This is a genomic window from Ruegeria sp. YKSD163 (assembly GCF_059612905.1).
The window spans coordinates 177,808-196,426 of record NZ_JBXWRM010000001.1 but is presented as its reverse complement, the minus strand read 5'-3'; the positions used below and the strand labels follow the sequence as shown (position 1 = coordinate 196,426).

General features: G+C 63.9%; 18 protein-coding genes. 8 read left to right on the top strand and 10 right to left on the bottom strand.

Annotated elements, in window-relative coordinates; all coding sequences use genetic code 11:
- Nucleotides 1–20: 20 nt before the first annotated feature.
- The gene (locus tag AC2FNA_RS00925; protein ID WP_496823725.1) at nucleotides 21–1,835 is read right to left on the bottom strand and encodes an extracellular solute-binding protein; all 1,815 of its coding nucleotides are present in this window, start codon (nucleotides 1,833–1,835) and stop codon (nucleotides 21–23) included.
- Nucleotides 1,836–2,239: 404 nt separating this feature from the next.
- Here AC2FNA_RS00925 and AC2FNA_RS00920 point away from each other — a divergent pair, with 404 nt between their 5' ends.
- Complete coding sequence (locus AC2FNA_RS00920; protein ID WP_496823723.1) at nucleotides 2,240–3,013, top strand: 3-hydroxybutyrate dehydrogenase; 774 nt, start codon at nucleotides 2,240–2,242, stop codon at nucleotides 3,011–3,013.
- Between the two features lie 98 nt (nucleotides 3,014–3,111).
- On the top strand, nucleotides 3,112–4,137 hold the full coding sequence (locus AC2FNA_RS00915) for a patatin-like phospholipase family protein (protein WP_496823721.1): 1,026 nt from the start codon (nucleotides 3,112–3,114) through the stop codon (nucleotides 4,135–4,137).
- On the opposite strand, the gene AC2FNA_RS00910 is transcribed toward AC2FNA_RS00915, so the two are convergent.
- The 6 genes from AC2FNA_RS00910 to AC2FNA_RS00885 form a co-directional block, all read right to left on the bottom strand.
- Nucleotides 4,134–4,640 (bottom strand): GNAT family N-acetyltransferase, encoded by a 507-nt coding sequence (locus AC2FNA_RS00910; RefSeq protein WP_496823719.1) that lies wholly within the window; start codon nucleotides 4,638–4,640, stop codon nucleotides 4,134–4,136. The two genes, AC2FNA_RS00915 and AC2FNA_RS00910, sit on opposite strands and share 4 nt — an antisense overlap.
- On the bottom strand, nucleotides 4,637–5,311 hold the full coding sequence (locus AC2FNA_RS00905) for a DUF502 domain-containing protein (protein ID WP_234175626.1): 675 nt from the start codon (nucleotides 5,309–5,311) through the stop codon (nucleotides 4,637–4,639). The genes AC2FNA_RS00910 and AC2FNA_RS00905 overlap by 4 nt, the downstream gene beginning before the upstream one ends.
- 77 nt (nucleotides 5,312–5,388) lie before the next feature.
- Nucleotides 5,389–6,303, bottom strand: coding sequence for a pseudouridine-5'-phosphate glycosidase (locus AC2FNA_RS00900; protein WP_496823718.1), 915 nt, complete (start codon nucleotides 6,301–6,303; stop codon nucleotides 5,389–5,391).
- Nucleotides 6,300–7,193 (bottom strand): PfkB family carbohydrate kinase, encoded by an 894-nt coding sequence (locus tag AC2FNA_RS00895; RefSeq protein WP_496823716.1) that lies wholly within the window; start codon nucleotides 7,191–7,193, stop codon nucleotides 6,300–6,302. The genes AC2FNA_RS00900 and AC2FNA_RS00895 overlap by 4 nt, the downstream gene beginning before the upstream one ends.
- A 54-nt stretch (nucleotides 7,194–7,247) precedes the next feature.
- On the bottom strand, nucleotides 7,248–8,051 hold the full coding sequence (locus AC2FNA_RS00890) for a glutathione S-transferase family protein (protein ID WP_496823715.1): 804 nt from the start codon (nucleotides 8,049–8,051) through the stop codon (nucleotides 7,248–7,250).
- 98 nt (nucleotides 8,052–8,149) lie between these two features.
- Nucleotides 8,150–8,917, bottom strand: coding sequence for a DUF4198 domain-containing protein (locus tag AC2FNA_RS00885; protein ID WP_496824301.1), 768 nt, complete (start codon nucleotides 8,915–8,917; stop codon nucleotides 8,150–8,152).
- A 31-nt stretch (nucleotides 8,918–8,948) separates the two neighbouring features.
- Here AC2FNA_RS00885 and AC2FNA_RS00880 point away from each other — a divergent pair, with 31 nt between their 5' ends.
- The gene (locus AC2FNA_RS00880; protein ID WP_496823713.1) at nucleotides 8,949–10,088 is read left to right on the top strand and encodes a HupE/UreJ family protein; all 1,140 of its coding nucleotides are present in this window, start codon (nucleotides 8,949–8,951) and stop codon (nucleotides 10,086–10,088) included.
- On the opposite strand, the gene AC2FNA_RS00875 is transcribed toward AC2FNA_RS00880, so the two are convergent.
- Nucleotides 10,085–10,711 carry a thiamine phosphate synthase gene (locus AC2FNA_RS00875; RefSeq protein WP_496823712.1) on the bottom strand — a complete coding sequence of 209 codons (627 nt, stop codon included), beginning with the start codon at nucleotides 10,709–10,711 and terminating at the stop codon, nucleotides 10,085–10,087. The genes AC2FNA_RS00880 and AC2FNA_RS00875 overlap by 4 nt on opposite strands.
- Before the next feature lie 261 nt (nucleotides 10,712–10,972).
- Between AC2FNA_RS00875 and AC2FNA_RS00870 the strand changes: the two genes are divergently transcribed.
- The 4 genes from AC2FNA_RS00870 (at nucleotide 10,973) to AC2FNA_RS00855 (ending at nucleotide 14,951) form a co-directional block, all read left to right on the top strand.
- A complete protein-coding gene (locus tag AC2FNA_RS00870) occupies nucleotides 10,973–11,719 on the top strand; it encodes an RNA methyltransferase (RefSeq protein ID WP_496823710.1) in 747 nt (248 codons plus the stop codon).
- A gap of 67 nt (nucleotides 11,720–11,786) precedes the next feature.
- Nucleotides 11,787–12,929: a heme A synthase gene (gene ctaA, locus AC2FNA_RS00865; RefSeq protein WP_496823708.1), complete on the top strand. Its 1,143-nt coding sequence runs from the start codon at nucleotides 11,787–11,789 to the stop codon at nucleotides 12,927–12,929.
- 6 nt (nucleotides 12,930–12,935) lie between these two features.
- The gene (locus AC2FNA_RS00860; protein WP_496823706.1) at nucleotides 12,936–14,405 is read left to right on the top strand and encodes a carboxypeptidase M32; all 1,470 of its coding nucleotides are present in this window, start codon (nucleotides 12,936–12,938) and stop codon (nucleotides 14,403–14,405) included.
- A gap of 81 nt (nucleotides 14,406–14,486) precedes the next feature.
- The gene (locus tag AC2FNA_RS00855; protein ID WP_496823705.1) at nucleotides 14,487–14,951 is read left to right on the top strand and encodes an MAPEG family protein; all 465 of its coding nucleotides are present in this window, start codon (nucleotides 14,487–14,489) and stop codon (nucleotides 14,949–14,951) included.
- Here the strand turns inward: AC2FNA_RS00855 and AC2FNA_RS00850 are convergent.
- Together AC2FNA_RS00850 and gyrA are read right to left on the bottom strand one after the other, a co-directional pair.
- Nucleotides 14,948–15,298 carry a DUF6614 family protein gene (locus AC2FNA_RS00850; RefSeq protein WP_496823703.1) on the bottom strand — a complete coding sequence of 117 codons (351 nt, stop codon included), beginning with the start codon at nucleotides 15,296–15,298 and terminating at the stop codon, nucleotides 14,948–14,950. The two genes, AC2FNA_RS00855 and AC2FNA_RS00850, sit on opposite strands and share 4 nt — an antisense overlap.
- 115 nt (nucleotides 15,299–15,413) lie before the next feature.
- Nucleotides 15,414–18,152, bottom strand: a complete 2,739-nt coding sequence (gene gyrA / locus AC2FNA_RS00845) for a DNA gyrase subunit A (RefSeq protein ID WP_496823701.1) — start codon at nucleotides 18,150–18,152, stop codon at nucleotides 15,414–15,416.
- A 191-nt stretch (nucleotides 18,153–18,343) separates the two neighbouring features.
- On the opposite strand from gyrA, the gene AC2FNA_RS00840 reads away from it, so the two are divergent.
- The gene (locus AC2FNA_RS00840) at nucleotides 18,344–18,613 is read left to right on the top strand and encodes an usg protein (RefSeq protein ID WP_496823699.1); all 270 of its coding nucleotides are present in this window, start codon (nucleotides 18,344–18,346) and stop codon (nucleotides 18,611–18,613) included.
- Nucleotides 18,614–18,619: the final 6 nt, after the last annotated feature.

The window sequence follows — 18,619 nt, the reverse complement described above, 5'->3', positions numbered from 1 at the left end:
CTTTGGCGAGTGCCGTCGGATCAGTCCTGATACCACCAGACATCCGGCATGTATTGCGGCCCGTCGCCATAGATCGGTGGATTGGGCGGAAAGCGCAGCTGCCTGATATGGGCGATGCGTCCCACATCGAAGCGCCAGATCGGGATCACATAGCGTCCAGCGGTTAAGACCCGATCCAGCGCGCGGGTTGCCTCGGTCATCTCCTCCTGCGTGGTGGCCGCGAGCATGGCGTCGATCATGGCGTCGATGGCGGGAGAAGCCGCGCCCATCAGGTTGCGGCTGCCCGGCTGACCCGCGCTTTGCGAGCCCCAATAGAGCCTTTGCTCGTTACCGGGCGACAGCGACAGGTCACGGCGGAAAGGGGTCAGGTCGAAATCCAGCTCGGCCACGCGGGCGGTATATTGGGCGTTGTCCACCTTTTCGATCTGGGCCGAGATGCCCAGCCGCTCCAGCGCGCGGGTATAGATCTCGAGCACCGTCTGCATGTCGCTGTCGCCCTGGCGCAGCAGAAACCGCAGCGCCAGCGGCGCATCGTCTGGCCCCAGCAGCTGACCCTGCTCGATGCGGAACCCGGCCTGTTCCAGCAATTGCGCGGCACGGCGCAGATTGGCGCGGTTGCGCGCGGTGCCATCGCCCTGGGGCAGGGCATAGCCTTCGAGCGTGCCGGGCGGCAGATCCGCGGCAAAGGGGGCCAGCAACTCGGCCTCGCGCCCGCTGGCGGGACCGGGCCGATAGGCCAGATCGGTGCCCGAGAAATACGAGGTGATGCGCGGCATCACCCCACCGGTCACCGTGTCGTTGATGAATTCGAAGTTGAAGGCCAACAGCAGCGCCTCGCGCAGGCGCCAGTCATCGAAGGGTGCGCGCCGGGTGTTGATCACGAAACCGGTCATCCCCGAAGGTTTGCCATGGGCGATCTCGGTCTTGATCACATCGCCACGCTGGGCGGCCGGGAAATCATAGGCGCTGTCCCATTTCTGGGCGTTGAACTCGCGAATGGCACTCAGTTCGCCGGCCTTGAATGCCTCCATCAGCACCGTGCCGTCGCCGAAAAAGTCGATCCGCATTTCGTCGAAATTCATCGTGCCGCGGCGAAAGCCGAGATCGGCGCCCCAATAGTCGGGATTGCGGGCAAAGCTCACGTAGCGCCCCGGCTCATAAGTCGAGACCACATAAGGGCCGGTGCCGATGGGGATGTCGTGGATGCTGCCCTCGGCCAGGCTGCGACCCTGCCATTGTTCCTTTTGCAGGATCGGGCGCAGACCGGCCAGCATGGCCAGTTCGCGGTCGTCATCGGCGAAGGTGATCCGAACGCTGCGCGGCCCGGTGGCTTCGATATGGGCGATGCGCGACCAGAAACCGCGATAGCGCAGATGCCCCTCGGTGCCCAGGGTCTGGTAGGACCAGATCACATCCTCGACCGTGACCGGGCTGCCATCCGAGAATCGGGCCTCTTCTCGCAGGGTGAATTCGACCCATGCGCGGTCCGGCGGCACTTCGACCGATTCGGCCAAAAGACCGTAAAGCGTGAAGGGTTCGTCCCAAGACCGGCCCATCAGGCTCTCATACGACCAGAAGGGCATCTGCCAGGGAAAGGTGCCTTTCTGGGCAAAAGGATTGAGGCTGTCAAAGCCGCCGGTGTTGCCGAACACTACGCGCCCGCCCTTGGGCGCGTCCGGGTTGGCATAGGGCAGGGACACAAAATCCGGTGGCAAGGCAGGCTCGCCATACATAGCTATGGCATGACGTGATTCTGCATTGGCTAAACTGGTGCCCAATAGAAAGGCGATTCCCGCCGTCAGCAGGCGGAACTGTCGGAAATAATCTGGTCGCACTTGCGCAACAATCCTGCTCGGGCCTTATTTTCTTGACCCTCACTCTAACGATGGTTTCACGTCTTTTCAAACTTTTAGCTTGGATGCGGGCGCGGAATTGCTTATAAAGGGGTCACTGCTCGATAGGTTTCTTGCCTGTATGAAACCTGCCTCAATAACTTAACGCCCGCCTTGTGCGGGCGTTTTTTTTGGCAGCTCAGATAGCGCAGCAGCAAAAACCCGCACAGCCATGCGCACTTCACTTCGCCCGAAATACTTCGGGGGGAGGTGACAAAATTCTACGAATTTTGTGGCGGGGGGCTCCGCCCCCCTTTCTCTCACCGCCCCCGGAAATACCCGTTTTCTTTGCAGGTGCAGCATGGCAGGGTGTTGCGCGACAGAACCTGTTTCAGAGAGGGAAAGACATGTCGCTGAACGGCAAGACCGCTATCGTTACCGGATCGAATTCAGGCATCGGCCTGGGGATTGCCCGTGAACTGGCCCGGGCGGGAGCCGATGTGGTTCTGAACTCCTTCACCGACCGCGACGAGGATCACGCCTTGGCCGCAGGTCTCGCCGATGAATTCGGCGTGGCCGCCCGCTACGTCAAAGCCGACATGTCCAGGGGAGCGGAGTGCCGGGCGCTGATCGCGCAGGCCGGGCGCTGCGACATCCTGATCAATAATGCCGGTATCCAGCATGTGGCGCCGATCGACGAGTTCCCGCAGGAAAAATGGGATGCCATCATCGCGATCAACATGAATTCGGCCTTTCACACCATGGCCGCCGCACTGCCGATGATGCGCGAGGCGGGCTGGGGCCGGATCGTCAACATCGCCTCGGCCCATGGCCTGACCGCCTCGCCCTTCAAGGCGGCTTATGTGGCCGCCAAGCATGGGGTGGTTGGCATGACCAAGACCGTGGCGCTGGAAACCGCGCAGGAGCCGATCACCTGCAACGCCATCTGCCCCGGTTATGTGCTTACCCCGCTGGTCGAGGCGCAGATCCCCGACACGATGGAGAAATACGGGATGAGCCGCGAGGACGTGATCAAGAAGGTCATGCTGGAGCGGCAGCCGTCCAAGGAATTTGCCACTGTCGAACAATTGGGCGGCACCGCCGTGTTCCTGTGTTCCGATGCGGCGGCCCAGATCACCGGCACCACGATCAGTGTCGATGGCGGCTGGACCGCACTTTGAGCCGAGGGCGGAGGGGGCCTCTGCCCCCCGGCACAAAATTCGCAGAATTTTGTTGCCTCCCCCCGGAGTATTTGTAGCGAAATGAAGAGGGGATCGCGGTGCGTCGGATCAATCTGGCCTTGCAGGGAGGTGGCGCGCATGGCGCTTTTACCTGGGGCGTGCTCGACCGCTTGCTGGACGAGCCGGATGTCGAGGTGGCGGCGATCACCGGAACCTCGGCCGGGGCGCTGAACGGGGCCGCCTTCAAGGCCGGCATGGTGGCCGGAGGGCGAGAGGGCGCCCGCGCAGCACTTGACCGGGTCTGGCGACGCATGGGCGCGGTCAACGACGACCGGATCAGCGGCTGGCTGGGGGCCGGGGATCCGGCGCAGCTGGCCCGGATGCTGGAATATTCCGCCCCCTTTGCCCTGGCCGAAACATGGTCGCGGCTGGTGTCGCCCTATGCCTATGGGCCATTCTACGGCAACCCGCTGCGCCCGGTGGTCGAGGCGCTGGATTTCGCCAATGTCTGCGCTCATGAGGGGCCAAAGCTCTACATCTGCGCCACCCGTGTGCGCACCGGCAAGATCCGGGTTTTTGCCGAGGAAGAGATCAGCACCGACGCCATCCTCGCCTCGGCCTGCCTTCCGACCCTGTTTCAGGCGATCGAGATCGACGATCCCGAGACCGGGCGGCGCGAGGCCTATTGGGATGGCGGCTATACCGGCAATCCGGCGCTGTTTCCGCTCTTCAACCGCGACCTGCCCGACGATGTGGTGATCGTCAACATCAACCCGCTGGAGCGCGACGCGCTGCCGGTCACGCCGCAGCAGATCCAGAACCGGATCAACGAGATCAGCTTCAACTCGTCCCTGTTGCGCGAGTTGCGGGCGATCCACTTCGTGCAGCGCCTGCTGGAGGATGGCACGCTGGAGCGGGGCCGGATGAGCCGGGTCCTGGTTCACATGATCGCCGATGACGCGCTGATGAACAGCCTGTCGGTGGCAACCAAAGTGGTGCCGCTGCCCCAGATCCTGGATCGGCTGAAACAGGCGGGCCGGACGGCGGCGGATTCGTTTCTGGATGCCCATAAGGACGACTTGGGCCAGCGCTCGACTGTCGATATGGAGGCGATGTTCGGCTAGGCCCCGGCCTCGATCTGGAACACATGGTTCAGATAGGCGTTCTCGTTCAGCCGAAAATGGGTGTCGCCCACATGGGCAAATCCACGCGCGCGGTAGAACCGCAGCGCAGGTTCGTTTTCAGAGCTGACCATCAGCCAGGCGGGCGTGCCTGGGGCCAACCTCTCCAGTCCTGCCTGTAACAGCTCACGGCCCAGCCCGGCGGCCTGATGGCGTGGTTGCACATAGAGCTTGTCGATCTCGACTTGGGCATTGCCCGCCGGGGCCGGGCTGTCATACCGGAGATGGAGGTAGCCGCCGATCCCCTCGGCGCAATCGGCCACCAGCACCGTGCTGTCGGAGGCGGCGATCAGCGCCTCCATGGCGGTGGGGGTGAAGGTGGTCAGGACATAGTCGGCATAATCCGCCCGCACACCGTGTTTGACATAGGTGGCCAGCCAGACCTCGATCGAGAGCGCCGCCAGCGGGGCGGCGTCTTCGGGCCGGGCGGCGCGAATGACGCTCACTCGTCGCTCTTTTGCTTGTCGTTGGGATAGACAAGGCCCGCCGAGATCACCAGCTTGGCCGCGTCCTCGACCGTCATGTCGAGGATGATCACGTCCTCTTCGGGGAAATAGAGCAGAAAGCCCGAGGTCGGGTTGGGCGTGGTGGGGACAAACACGCTCATCAACCGGCCGCCGGTCTCGGCCTTGTCGGCGATCTCGCCCTTGGCGGTGGTCGAGACGAAGCCGATGGCCCAGATGCCCCGGCGTGGATACTGGATCAGGCAGGCCTGTTCGAAACTGCGTTCGGTCTGGGCAAACACCGTCTCCGAGATTTGCTTGATCCCGGAATAGACCGAGCGCACCACGGGCATCCGGTCGACCAGCCCCTCGGCATACTGGATCAGCGAGCGGCCGATGATACCCTTGGCGATCCAGCCCACCAGAATGGTGAAGACCAGCAGGAAGATGACCCCGACACCGCGCAGGTTGATGCCGATATACTGTTCGGGGCGGAATTGATGCGGCACCAGCGGCAGAACGAAACTGTCGACCCAGCCGACCACGGACCAGAACAGCCAGATGGTCAGGCTGACCGGTGCGATCACCACGATGCCGGTCAGGAACGAGGCGCGCAGCCCGGCAAAGCGGCGCGGTTTCACGTGGTGAGGTTCTTCGTCAAAGGGTGTGTTCATCGGGTCCGTCCGCGCGTTTGTGGGCGAACGTAGTCATTCCGCCGCGCGCCCGCAATGGGGGGGTGAGGAAACCGCCCTCAGCCGCCCAGCGCGATCAGATCCCGGGCGATTTTCGCGGCCAGGCGCGCATTGTTGCGCACCAGCGCGATATTCGCCGTCAGCGAGCGGCCCCCGGTTGCCTCGAAGATCGCCTGCAGCAGGAAGGGGGTGACCGCCTTGCCGGAAATGCCCTGCGCATCGGCTTGGGCCTGCGCCTCGGCGATGACCGGGGCCAGATCCTCGGCAGCGATCTGGTCGACAGTCGGGATCGGATTGGCGACCAGTTGGCCGCCCGGCAGGCCCAGCGCGCGGCGAGTGGCATGGGCGCGGGCGATGCTGGCGCTGTCCTCCATCCTGAGCGGCGCGGGCAGGTCCGAGGTGGCCGACCAGAAGGCGGGAAAGCTGTCCTGCCCATAGGCGATGACCGGCACGCCCAGGGTTTCCAGCACCTCAAGCGTCTTGGGCAGGTCGAGAATGGCCTTGGCCCCGGCGGCAACCACGGTGACCGGGGTCTGGGCCAATTCGTGCAGGTCTGCCGAGATGTCAAAGCTGTGCTCGGCCCCCTTGTGCACGCCACCGATGCCGCCGGTGGCAAACACCTCGATCCCGGCAAAGCGGGCGGCGATCATGGTGGCGGCCACGGTGGTGGCGCCGGTGCCGCCGGTGGCGATACAGGCGGCCATGTCGGCGCGCGAGAGTTTCGCCACCCCCTGCGCCTGACCCAGCGTATCAAGCTGATCGGGTTCCAGCCCCACATGCAGCCGCCCCTCGATCACCGCGATGGTGGCGGGCACCGCGCCGGCGTCGCGGATGTCCTGTTCGACTGCGCGGGCGGTCTCGACATTCTGCGGATAGGGCATGCCATGGGTGATGATGGTGCTTTCCAGCGCCACGATAGGGGTGCCCGCGACACGGGCGGCGTGAACCTCGGCGGACAGGTGCAGGTCGATCACAGGGGGGTCTCTCCGGATACATAGGTTGCGGCGGCATGCAGCGCGCGCGACAGAGCGCTGTCGCGGTCGGCGCCCTGCGCCTCGGCGGCGATATGGGCCGCCATGAACGTGTCGCCCGCGCCGGTCACGCGGGTGACCAGAACGGCGGGCGGGGTCTGGGTGATCAGGCGGTTGGCGTCGCCCTCGCTGGCCGAGCGTCCGCCATCGGTGACCAGAACCCGCTGGGCGCCGCGCTCAAGCAGGGTTTGGGCGGCGCTGGCGGAGTCGGTGAACTCGGTCTGGCAGAGCAGGCCCGCCTCCTCGAGATTGACATAGAGCGTGGCACGACCCTGACGCACAAAGGGCAGCAACCGCTCGGCCTTGCCGGGCGAAGCCGGGGCCACCCGCAGGTCGGCGCGGGCAAAGGCGGGGCTGTGTGCGATCTCTTCCAGCAGCGACAGGGTCAGGTTGCCATCCAGCGCCACCGGCCCGGCATGGGGTGCGGCGGCATTGCCCAGCGGCCCGTCCAGTATCGGGCGCAGGATCTTGGCACCCGCCGCCTCGAGTGAATGGGCATCGGCGATGGCGGCGATCAGCCCGTTGGCGCCCTCGACCGCCATGTAACGGTCGGTGGGCAGGTCCTCCGAGCGATAGACGTGATCGGTGTTCATGCCCATCTGGGTACAGGCACGGATCAGCTCGTCCCCCTCGGCATCGCGGCCGATGGCGGTGAGCAGGGTGGGGCGCATGCCGAAGCGCGCCAGCGTCATGGCGATGTTCATGGCGACGCCACCGGGCAGGCGGGTGATGCGGCCCGGCACGTCCGAGCCCTGCCGCATATGGCTGGCCGAGCGTCCGATCACGTCCCAAAGGACCGAGCCGATGCAGAGGATATCCGAGGTTTGGGTCATTCTGCCCTCATGCCGCAGGGCGCAGGCAGGTGCAAGCGGGCTTGCACATCCCGCTCAGGCGGATACGAGGCCAAGTGCCGCGTCCGAGGCGGTGCCATCATATTTCTCGCGCGGAGGCCATGGCCGTGACCGCCAGTCCGGTTCGAAGGCGAAACTCGACACCGTGCGCCCATCGACCAGCGCGCCGTTCCCGGCGCCAAGCGCGTAATCGTAATAAAGCTTCACGATTTCTTCCTCGCTCACCTGATCGGTAGCGGGATGCGCCATGCAGGCCTCGCGCCAGACGCGCACCCGGTCATAGGCCGGATCGTCGGGCAGCGTGAAATCCTCGTAATAATCCAGGAACCAGAACCGTTTGAAGATCGGAGCGAAAACCGCCTCGGCCAGTCCGAACGCATCAAACAGCCATGTGCCTTTGGGATTGTGTTCGACAAGAAAATCATCGAGGCCGCGATAGAGGCCCAGCAGCCGGTCCAGATGCGCCGCGCGCTGTGATCGGTCCTGATTCATCACGTAGAGATATCCCGCGGTGACAAACGCGCCCTCCTTGGCGATCAGCATGGATTCGATCGCATGTTCCGCCGGATCGCGGCGCCGCAAGGGCGCGCCGGGCAGAACCTCGTCGAGATAGCGCAGAATGACGAGGCTTTCCTTGATGATCTTGCCGTCCGGCGTTTCCAGCACCGGCAGGGCAGTGGTTCCGCGGGTCTTCGTCAAAAGCTCGGGATCACGTGGTCGGGTGATGTCGACAACGCGGAACTCGACCGCATCGGTCAGACCTCGCAGGGCAAGAAGTATCTCGATCCGTTGTGAAAATGGGCAGACTGGAATGTGATGGATGATGAACTTGCTGGACAAGGTGGCCGCTCCTGAGGCTTGGGTGAATACCGGGTCAACGAAATCTCTCCGATCCAAGAATGCACAGGAGAAACGGCCGTTCAAGCGTAGCGCGCCTGTCAGCGTACGGGCACCGCAAAGCTGAGCCCGGCCCAGAGCGATTGCCAGACCGCGCGTTCCCCTTCGGGCGCGGGGCGCAGGACCACCGCATCGAGCAGATAGTTGTATCCGGGCAAGACGGGCAGGGTGGCGTGCCCCGTCGCATCGGTGCGGGCGAGATCCACGGTGACAGCGCCATCGGGCGCGCGTGCGAATATCTCGACCTGCGCATCCGGGCGTGGCTGACCCTGATAGAGCAGCAGCACCTGCATGCCGTCTGAAAGATCGTCGGTGTAGGGGTTGGTGAGCGCGACGAATTCGGTCTCCATCCCGGTTTCGCCATCTTTGCCCTCCGCGGCGCCAACCCCGACCAGCGCCTTGACGTGGCGGGTATAGGTCTCGAAGAAATCGACCGGCGGCAGGCCGAGCGCCTCGTGCCGGGCCTTTATGTCGGGGATGTCCTTATGGGCGGCGAAATCCGCGAATTTCTGCCATTCCTTGTATTTCACGCTGCTGGGGCTGGTCTCGTGCACCAGCACCCACAGGCCCGACGCGTCGGCCACCAGCCCGATCGCCGGAACATCGCCCATTCTCCCTGCATAGGGTCTGATTTCGCCGCCGACCCGGATCTCGGATCGGGGGGCGCGGTCGGGAAAGAAAACTTGCGCGGCGCCCTCGAACCGCTCTCCCACGCGCAGGTCGGCCACCAGTTCAGCTCCGGTTTCCACTTGATATTCATGGGGTTCGATCCAAAACTCATGAGCAAGCCCGACCCGGGCAACAAACATGAGGCAGAGGAGAGGGACAAGGATGCGGAACATGGGCGGAGCCTTTTTGGCGGTGCTGTTCAAGCTGGCGCTTGTGGCGCTGCTGTCAAGCCCGCTTACAGAGGGGGCCAGCGCCCATGAGGTCACGCCCACGGTTGCCGATCTGCGGGTCGAAAATGAGACAGTCATCCTTGATCTGCGTCTAAACGTCGAAGCCTTTGTGGCCGGGATCGACCTGGATGGGCTGGGCGATACCGACGATTCTGATGGGTCGGACAGTTATGACCAGCTACGTGCCATGGGCGCGGCCGAGTTGGAGCCGAAGGTGCGGGATTTCGCCGTCGCCTGGAAGGAACAGCTGAGTCTCAACGCCGGTGGCGTGCCGTTGGAACTGTCCTATGAAGGTGCGCGCATTCCGGTCGTCGGCAATCCCGACCTGCCACGTGTCTCGCACCTGCTGCTCACCGCATATCTGCCCGCTGGCGCGGCCAGCCTGACACTGACCTGGCCCAGTGGAGCGGGCGCGCTGGTGTTGCGCCAACAAGGGGTCGACGATCCCTATACCGGCTACCTTCAGGGCGGTGAAAGCAGCCCGCCCATCCCGCTGGCAGGCGGCGCGGCGCTGGGGCCGCTCGAGACCTTTCAGGCCTACATTCCGGTGGGCTTCACCCATATCCTGCCCAAGGGGCTGGATCATATCCTGTTTGTCTTGGGCCTGTTTTTCCTGTCGCCGCGACTACGGCCGCTGCTGTGGCAGATCAGCGCCTTTACGCTGGCACATACGCTGACGCTGGCGCTGGGGGCGACGGGGACGATCCGGGTGGAACCGGCGATTGTCGAGCCGCTGATCGCCGCCTCGATCACATTTGTCGCGCTGGAAAACATCCTGGTGCGCCGCCTGCATGCCTGGCGTCCGGTGATGGTCTTTGGCTTCGGTCTGCTGCACGGGCTGGGTTTTGCCGGCGTGCTGGAGGAATTCGGCCTGCCCGCCGGTCAGTTCCTGCCGGCACTCTTGGGTTTCAACATCGGGGTCGAGCTGGGCCAGCTGGCGGTGATCGCCGCCGCGTTCCTGAGCGTCGGCCTGTGGTTTCGCAACCGGCGCTGGTACCGGGGTCGCATCGCGATCCCGGCCTCGATGCTGATTGCGATGATCGGCGCGTATTGGGTGGTGGAACGGACTCTGCTGGCCTAGTCCCGGCCCATCGCCGCCGTCAGTGTCTTGAGCGCGGCCAGCGGGTCCTCGGCGCCCCAAATCTCGTCGCCGATGCCAAAGAAATCGGTCTGCGCGGACAGACTGCGCACCATCTCGGGCGTCAGTCCACCCTCGGCCACCACCGGAACCTCGATCACCGCCGACCACCATTCAAAGAGTTCGGGATCGACCACACTGCCGTCATCGAGCCCATGCGCGCCCACCGGACCAAAGGCCACGTAATCGGCCCCGGCCTCGCCCGCGTTCATCCCGTCATGGCGAGATGTGCCGCAGAAACTGCCGACAATGGCATCGGCGCCCAGTTCCTTGCGGGCGCTGCGGACCGAGCGGGCGGCATCCGACAGATGCACCCCATCCAGCCCCAGCCGCTGGGCCAGCAGCACGTGATCGGCAATCACCAGCGCGATATCGCGCGCATGGGCGACCTCGCGGCAGGCGTCCGCCGCGCGTGACAGCAGATCCTCGTCCCGGCTGGCCAGGGCCAGGCGGATGCAGGCTATATCGGCCCCGTCGAGGACACGCGCCAATTGGTCGGGAAACAAGTCGAGGTCGATGCTGGGTGGGGTGATCAGATAAAGCTGCGGCTGTTCGGGGGTTTCCATGGCGGGACCTCTGGTCTGGAGTTGCTGCGGTTTAGCCGATCGGACGGCGAATGGGAATATGGCGAAGGGGCTTCTGGTCAAGGGCTGGTTTCCGGGGGCTCCGCACAGGATCCCAATTCGGGGGCTCCGCCCCCGGGGCGAACAAAATTCGTCGAATTTTGTTCTGTCCCCCGGAGTATTTGTAGCGGAATGAAGGGCAGGGGCGGTCTTGTCCATCAGGTCGCCGGGCGCTAGAGCGGGCACAGCATTCGGAGGTGAGACATGCCCAGCGACAAGGCGCAGCCCGCAATCGTGCTTGTGCGGCCGCAGATGGGAGAGAATATCGGTGCCGCCGCGCGGGCGATGTGGAATTTCGGTCTGGACCGGATGCGCATCGTGGCGCCGCGCGATGGCTGGCCCAACAGCCGGGCGGTGGCCATGTCCTCGGGTGCGGGGCGGCTGCTGGACGAGGCGCAGCTTTATGACGATCTGCCGGGCGCGCTGGCGGATTGCACCTATGTCTTTGCCACCACCGCGCGTCCGCGCGAGATGACCAAGCCGGTGTTCAGCCCCGAGCGCGCCATGCAGCTGGCCGCCGAGAAACTGGCGGCGGGAGAGAAGGTGGCGGTGCTGTTCGGGCCGGAACGGGCCGGGCTGGAAAACGATGATATTTCGCGCGCCAATGCGATCATCACCGTGCCGGTGAACCCCGATTATGCCTCGTTGAACCTTGGCCAATGCGTTTTGCTGGTGGCCTATGAGTGGATGCGCCAGACCGGGGACGTGGTGCATCTGTCAGACACGCCCGGCCCCAAGGGCGAGTGGGCCACCGGTCTGGAGATCGAGAAGCTGGCCGAGCATTACGAGCAGCGGCTGGACGAGGCGGGCTTCTTCTTTCCTCCCGAAAAGGCCGAAGGCATGCAGCAGAACCTGCGCAACCTGTGGAGCCGGATGCGGCTGACCCGCGCGGATGTGCAGATGCTGCACGGGATCATGCGGCAGATGGTCCGCTGGAAGGAACGCGGCTGAGCCGGGTGCTGGACCTTGGCGCGCCCGAGGCCTAGCTTGCAGTCAAAGCGACAGGAATGAGGATGGCATGAGCGGCAAGCGCAGCATCTTTGAAGAGGTCTCGGACGGAACGCGGGCGGCGGCGGCGCAGCCCGGCATGATCGACCGGGGACGGGGCGGCGCGCGCGGCGCGATCCGGGCCTGGCTGGCGGTGCTCTTTGCACTGGTGGTGGCGATGATCGTGGTGGGCGGGCTGACCCGGCTGACTGATAGCGGGCTGTCGATCACCGAATGGCGTCCGGTCACGGGGGCTGTGCCGCCGCTGAGCGAGGCCGACTGGCAGGCGGAATTCGACAAGTACAAGCAGATCGACCAGTGGCGCTTGCAGAACCAGTGGATGGAACTGGCCGATTTCAAGTCGATCTACTGGTGGGAATGGGGGCACCGGCAGCTGGGCCGGGTGATCGGACTGGTCTGGGCGCTGGGGTTCTTCGGCTTTTTGATCGCGCGCAAGATCCCCGCTGGCTGGACCGGACGGCTGGTCTTGCCCGGCGTGCTGGGCGGGGTGCAGGGCGCGGTCGGCTGGTGGATGGTCGCCTCGGGCGTGACCCAGGGCGAGGGCATGACCTCGGTCGCGTCCTACCGGCTGGCCACGCATCTGGGACTGGCCTTTGTCATTCTGGGCCTATTGACCTGGTACATCCTGCAACTGGGGCGCAGCGAGCGCGATCTGATGCAGGCCCGCCGTGCCAAGGAGGCGCGGCTGTTCGGTCTGGCCACGGGCTGGCTGCATCTTGCATTCCTGCAAATCCTGATCGGCGCGCTGGTGGCGGGCCTCGATGCCGGGCGCAACTATGTCGACTGGCCGCTGATGGCGGGGCAGGTGATCCCGCCCGACCCGTTGGAGCTGAGCCCAGTCTGGCGCAACTTCTTTGAAAACCCAGGTCTGGTGCAGTTCATCCACCGTATCGTCGGCTATCTGCTGCTGGCCTACGGGGTGATGGCCTGGCTGCGTGGGCGCCGCAGCGCGCATGCGCAAACCCGTTTTGCCTTCAACGCAGGCTTTGCAGCGTTGGGCCTGCAGGTGGTGCTGGGCATCGTCACCGTCCTATATGCCGCGCCCTGGCAGATCGCCATCCTGCACCAGTTGCTGGCGGTTGGGGTTTTTGTGCTGATCCTGCGGGCGCGGTTCCTCTGCGCCTATCCGATTGCAACCTCTATCCGGGGATAAGACATCATGAGCGCATTCGAACAGTTGATGGCGCATGCCCGCGAGACGGCGGCGCTGGACCAGATCGCCGGGCGGCTGGGCTGGGATCAGGAAACAATGATGCCGCGCGGTGCGGCGCCGCAACGGGCCGAGGAAAGCGCCGCCATCGCCGGTGTGCTGCATGCCCGTCGCACCGACCCGCAGGTGGGCGACTGGCTGGCGGCGGCCGCGGCGCCGGACGAGGCCGGCGCCGCGCAGCTGCGCGAGATCCGACGCAGCTTTGATCGGACCGCGCGCGTGCCCGCCGATCTGGCCCGCGCGCTGGCCCGCACCACGGCGCGGGCGCAAGGCATCTGGGCCGAGGCGCGGGCGACCGAGGACGTGGCGGCGTTTCTGCCCGTGCTGAAGGAGGTCGTCGCGCTGCGCCGCGAAGAGGGGCAGGCGCTGGCCCAGGGCGGCGATCTCTATGACGCGCTGTTGGAGGAATACGAGCCTGCCACCAGTGCGGCCCAGATCGCCGAGACCTTTGACACCATGCGCCCGCGCCTGGTGGCGCTGCGTTCTGCGGTGCTGGACCGCCCGATGCCACAACGGCTGGAGGGGGAGTTCGACGAGTCCGCCCAGATGAAGCTCAGCCGGCAATTGGCGCGCAGCTTTGGCTATGACATGGCGCATGGCCGGGTCGACAAGGCGGTGCATCCGTTCAGTTCCGGTTCCGGTCTCGATGTGCGGATCACCACGCGGACCAATCCGGCCGATCCGTTCAACTGTTTCTACTCGACCATTCACGAAGTGGGCCACGCGGCCTATGAGCAGAATATCGACCGCGCCTATCTGCTGACCCCGCTGGGACGCGGCGTGTCGATGGGGGTGCATGAAAGCCAGAGCCGGATTTACGAGAACCAGCTGGGCCGCAGCCGCGCCTATACCGGTTGGCTGTTTGCCCAGATGCGCGAGGCGTTTGGCGATTTCGGGATTGCGGATGAGGATGCGTTCTATGCCGCCGTCAACACGGTGCACCGCGGCTATATCCGCACCGAGGCGGACGAGGTGCAGTATAACCTGCATATCATGCTGCGTTTCGATCTGGAGCGGGCGCTGATGGCAGGAGATCTGACGGTCGACGATCTGGAGGCCGCCTGGAACGATCGCTTTGCCGCCGATTTCGGCTATCAGGTGGACAAGCCCTCGAACGGGTGTTTGCAGGATGTGCACTGGTCGGTGGGCCTGTTCGGCTATTTCCCGACCTATGCGTTGGGCAATGTTTATGCCGGCTGTCTCTATCAAGCGTTGCGTCAGGCGGTGCCGGGTCTTGAGACGGATCTGGCGCAGGGTGACACAGCCGCGGCGACCGGCTGGCTGGCAGATCGGGTGCAGCGTCATGGCGGCCTGTATGCCCCGCGCGAGGTGATCGCACGAGCCAGCGGCATCGAGCCAGGGCCCGAACCTCTGCTTGAGTATCTCGAGGCCAAGTTCAGCGCGCTTTACGGGCTCTGAGCGGGCTCGAAATTCGGGTGATCCCGGCCAGGGTGAACACCATCCTGGTTCGTGATAGGATGTCGAAAAAGAGGTGCGATCTTGGACTATCTGACGTTGGAGAACCCGGTTTTCGTGACCTATGCGATTGCGTCCGCTCTGATGGTGCTCAAGATCATGGGGCAGGGCTGGATGACCGTCATTCGCATGATGCGAAAGGATGGAGGTTTTGTCAGTCCCGAGGATCTGCGCAAGACGCCGCTGAACCCGAACCCGCGTCCCGAGCAGCTGGAGATTGACGACTATGTCGATCGGTCGCGCCGGATGCACCGCAACGATCTGGAGAATATTCCCGGTTTCTGGATGGCGGGGTTTCTGATGGTCATGGTCGCGCCGCCCTTGTGGCTGGCGCAGGTCCTTATGTACGGTTTCGTCGCGGCACGCGCTGCGCATGCTGTGGCCTATGCGACGAAACAGACCCACGATATCCGGGCGACGTTTTACACCATCGGATCCCTGATCGTGATCTTCATGGCACTTTATGTTCTCGGGGCATTGCTTTTCTAAAGCAGCGCCATGCGCTCGGCCCGCTCGGGATCCGGGAAGGGGCGGTAGAGGCCAAAGTCGGACCGGGCGATCAGGGCCGTTACCGCGCCATAGAGACGCTCGACCTCTTCGTCATGCTCGCCAAGCACCCGAAAGGCACGGTCGAGTTGGCTCATGTCGTCAAACTCGATTTCAAGCAGGAAATCACGGCAGCTGTCGGCGGCCAGGTTCAGCTTGCGCCGCAACAGCCGCCAGTCGCGCACCACACCGCGTGCCTTGAGATACTGCATCCAATGTTCAAGTGCCGCGGCAAAGGCCAGTGCCTTGGCCTCGTGTTTCAGGTCGATTGCGCAATGGTAGAGGTTCATGACCGGAACGTCCTATGTGACCGTTCGGGCCAGATTGCCGCATAAGCAATTTCCAACTGGTTAAAAGGCAAAAAGGCGCGGTGTCCCGCGCCCTTTTTCAACTTGTTCGGCGTGGTTACTCTGCGCCGTCCTCTTCCTCGTCGTCCCGTTCGGCGATCCAGGCGACGCTGACGACCTCTTCACCCTTGCCGGTGTTGAAGACCCGGACACCACCGGCACCACGCGAGCGGAAAGAGATGCCTTTGACCGGACAGCGGATCGACTGGCCCTTGGAGGTCGCCAGCATGATCTGATCCTCAAGCTCGACCGGGAAGGTGGCGACAATGGCGCCGCCCCGCATCGCGCCGACCCCCTGGCCGCCGCGCCCGCTGACGCGGTAATCATGGGCCGAGGTCAGATTGCCGATGCCCGCGCGGTTGATGGTCACCAGCAGATCATTGGCGGCCAGCATCTCTTGATAGCGTTCCTCGGACAGGGTGCCTTCGGCGACTTCGCCTTCGGCGTCATCGCTGGCGTCGTCCTCGGTCACATCATTGCCCAGTTCACCCCGGAACCGTTTGATGAAGGCATTGCGCTCCCACGGTTCGGCGCTGAAATGACGGATCACCGACATGGAGACGACCTCATCCCCCGTATTGACCAGCCTGATCCCGCGCACACCGGTGGATTCGCGCGAGTTGAAAACGCGCACATCGGTGGACCGGAAGCGGATCGCCCGACCCGAGTTGGTCACCAGCAACACGTCATCGTCTTCGGAACAGATGCGCGCATTGACCAGACGAATGGACCCGTCTTCGGGCAGTTTCATCGCGATCTTGCCATTGCGACGCACATTGGTGAAATCCGACAGCCGGTTCCGGCGCACGTCTCCGCCAGTGGTTGCAAACACGATTTGCAGGTTTTCCCACTCTTCGTCCGGCACATCGACCGGCATGATCGCGGCGATCGAGACACCGGTGGGAATGGGCAGGATGTTGACGATCGCCTTGCCTTTGCCGGTGCGCCCCGATTGCGGCAGGCGCCAGGTCTTGAGCTTGTAGACCATGCCATCGGTGGTAAAAAACAGAAGCTGCGTATGTGTATTGGCCACGAAGAGGGTGGTGACCACGTCCTCTTCCTTGGTCTGCATGCCGCTCAGACCCTTGCCACCGCGTTTCTGGGCACGAAAATCGGCAAGCGGGGTACGCTTGATATAGCCGCCCGAGGTCACGGTCACCACCATGTCCTCGCGCTCGATAAGGTCCTCGTCGTCCATGTCGCCGGCCCAGTCGACGATCTCGGTGCGGCGGGGCACGGCGAATTGCTCGCGAACTTCTCGCAGCTCGTCGGCGATGATCCCCATGATCCGCTCGCGCGATCCCAGAATCTCTAGGTATTCCTTGATCTTGCCAGCAAGAACCTCGAGCTCGTCAGTGACTTCCTTGACCCCCAGCTGGGTCAAGCGCTGCAAGCGCAGGTCAAGGATGGCGCGGGCCTGCACCTCGGTCAGGTTATAGGTGCCGTCCTCGTTCATCTTGGACAGCGGATCGTCGATCAATCGCAGGTATCCGGCGATCTCGGCGGCGGGCCAGCGCCGCGTCATCAGTTTCTCGCGCGCATCCGCGGCATCGGCAGACGAACGGATGGTGGCGACCACCTCATCGACATTCGACACCGCAACCGCCAGGCCGCACAGGATATGGCTGCGTTCGCGCGCCTTGCGCAGCTCATAGGCTGTACGGCGGGCGACCACTTCCTCGCGGAAGTCGATGAAACAGGTGAGAAAGCGGCGCAGGGTCAGCTGTTCGGGCCGGCCGCCATTAAGCGCCAGCATGTTGCAGCCAAACGAGGTCTGCATCGGTGAGAAGCGGTAGAGCTGGTTCAGAACCACCTCGGGCGTCGCGTCGCGTTTGAGTTCCACCACCACGCGCACGCCGTTGCGGTCGCTTTCGTCCTGTACATGGGCGACGCCTTCGATACGCTTCTCGCGCACCGCCTCGGCGATCTTTTCGATCATCGCGGCCTTGTTCACCTGATAGGGGATCTCGTCCACGATGATGGCATAGCGGTCCTTCCGCAGCTCTTCGACGCGGGTCTTGGCGCGGATGATGACGCTGCCGCGCCCCTCCAGATAGGCCTTGCGCGCACCCGAGCGGCCCAGCATCACGCCTCCGGTGGGGAAATCGGGGCCCGGTACATAGTCGATCAGCTGCTCGCTGGTCAGGTCCGGATCGTCGATCAGCGCCAGGGTGGCATCCACCACCTCGCCCAGGTTGTGGGGCGGGATGTTCGTTGCCATGCCGACGGCGATGCCGCCGGCGCCGTTGACCAGCATGTTGGGGAAGCGCGCCGGCAGCACCGTGGGTTCACGGTCCTTGCCATCGTAGTTGTCCTGGAAATCGACGGTTTCCTTGTCGATATCGCTCAGCAGAAAGGCGGCGGGCTTGTCCATCCGCACTTCGGTATAACGCATGGCGGCGGGGTTATCGCCGTCCATCGAGCCGAAGTTGCCCTGACCGTCCAGAAGCGGCAGCGACATCGAGAAATCCTGCGCCATCCGCACCAGCGCGTCATAGATCGCCGAGTCGCCATGCGGGTGGTATTTACCCATCACATCGCCCACCGGACGCGCCGATTTGCGATAGGGCTTGTCATGGCCGTTGCCGGTCTCGTGCATGGCATAGAGGATTCGCCGATGCACCGGTTTCAGCCCGTCGCGCAGATCGGGGATGGCACGGCTGACGATGACCGACATCGCATAGTCGAGATACGAGGTCCGCATCTCGGATTCGATGGAAACGGTCGGCCCCACATAGGCGCTGCGCGCGATGGGGGTTTCGTCTTCGTTTTCAGGGGTTTCTGGCGTATCGCTCACGTAAACTGCCCGTTTCTTGTGCAGGTTCTATATATTGTGGGCGCATCTTAACAGACCCCGTACATAAGGTGCAATGCATAGAGCGAAATTAGGCTGGCAGCCACGGCGCCACATTGCCAACATACTGTTTTTATGGATTTATTATTAGAATCAGGCATCCTGACTGAACCGGGGGTAACTGGAGGTTCAAAATGAGCGCAACAGAAACCGAGCTGATGCTGAAGGGGTATGGGCTGACCACGGCGGAATTCTTCTATCACATGCCGGACCATATCCATGTGCTGAATACCTTTGTCTGGCAGGATTACGACCTTGCGCCGGACCATCCCAGGCTGTTCGGCTTCATCGAGTTCTGGCAGCGCGAAATCGACGGCCCGCTGCATTCGGTGCGTTTCACTCACCGCAAGATGATTTCGCCGGGCGAGTGGCGCAACGTGGTGGGCGAGTTCCGGCTGCACTGAACCGAT

Coding starts and splice junctions, on each gene's coding strand:
- AC2FNA_RS00880 (WP_496823713.1), top strand. CDS start 8,949: ATGGGCGGAGCCTTTTTGGCGGTGCTGTTCAAGCTGGCGCTTGTGGCG.
- AC2FNA_RS00885 (WP_496824301.1), bottom strand. CDS start 8,917: ATGTTTGTTGCCCGGGTCGGGCTTGCTCATGAGTTTTGGATCGAACCC.
- AC2FNA_RS00870 (WP_496823710.1), top strand. CDS start 10,973: ATGCCCAGCGACAAGGCGCAGCCCGCAATCGTGCTTGTGCGGCCGCAG.
- AC2FNA_RS00875 (WP_496823712.1), bottom strand. CDS start 10,711: ATGGAAACCCCCGAACAGCCGCAGCTTTATCTGATCACCCCACCCAGC.
- AC2FNA_RS00920 (WP_496823723.1), top strand. CDS start 2,240: ATGTCGCTGAACGGCAAGACCGCTATCGTTACCGGATCGAATTCAGGC.
- AC2FNA_RS00905 (WP_234175626.1), bottom strand. CDS start 5,311: ATGAACACACCCTTTGACGAAGAACCTCACCACGTGAAACCGCGCCGC.
- AC2FNA_RS00895 (WP_496823716.1), bottom strand. CDS start 7,193: ATGACCCAAACCTCGGATATCCTCTGCATCGGCTCGGTCCTTTGGGAC.
- ctaA (WP_496823708.1), top strand. CDS start 11,787: ATGAGCGGCAAGCGCAGCATCTTTGAAGAGGTCTCGGACGGAACGCGG.
- AC2FNA_RS00860 (WP_496823706.1), top strand. CDS start 12,936: ATGAGCGCATTCGAACAGTTGATGGCGCATGCCCGCGAGACGGCGGCG.
- AC2FNA_RS00850 (WP_496823703.1), bottom strand. CDS start 15,298: ATGAACCTCTACCATTGCGCAATCGACCTGAAACACGAGGCCAAGGCA.
- AC2FNA_RS00840 (WP_496823699.1), top strand. CDS start 18,344: ATGAGCGCAACAGAAACCGAGCTGATGCTGAAGGGGTATGGGCTGACC.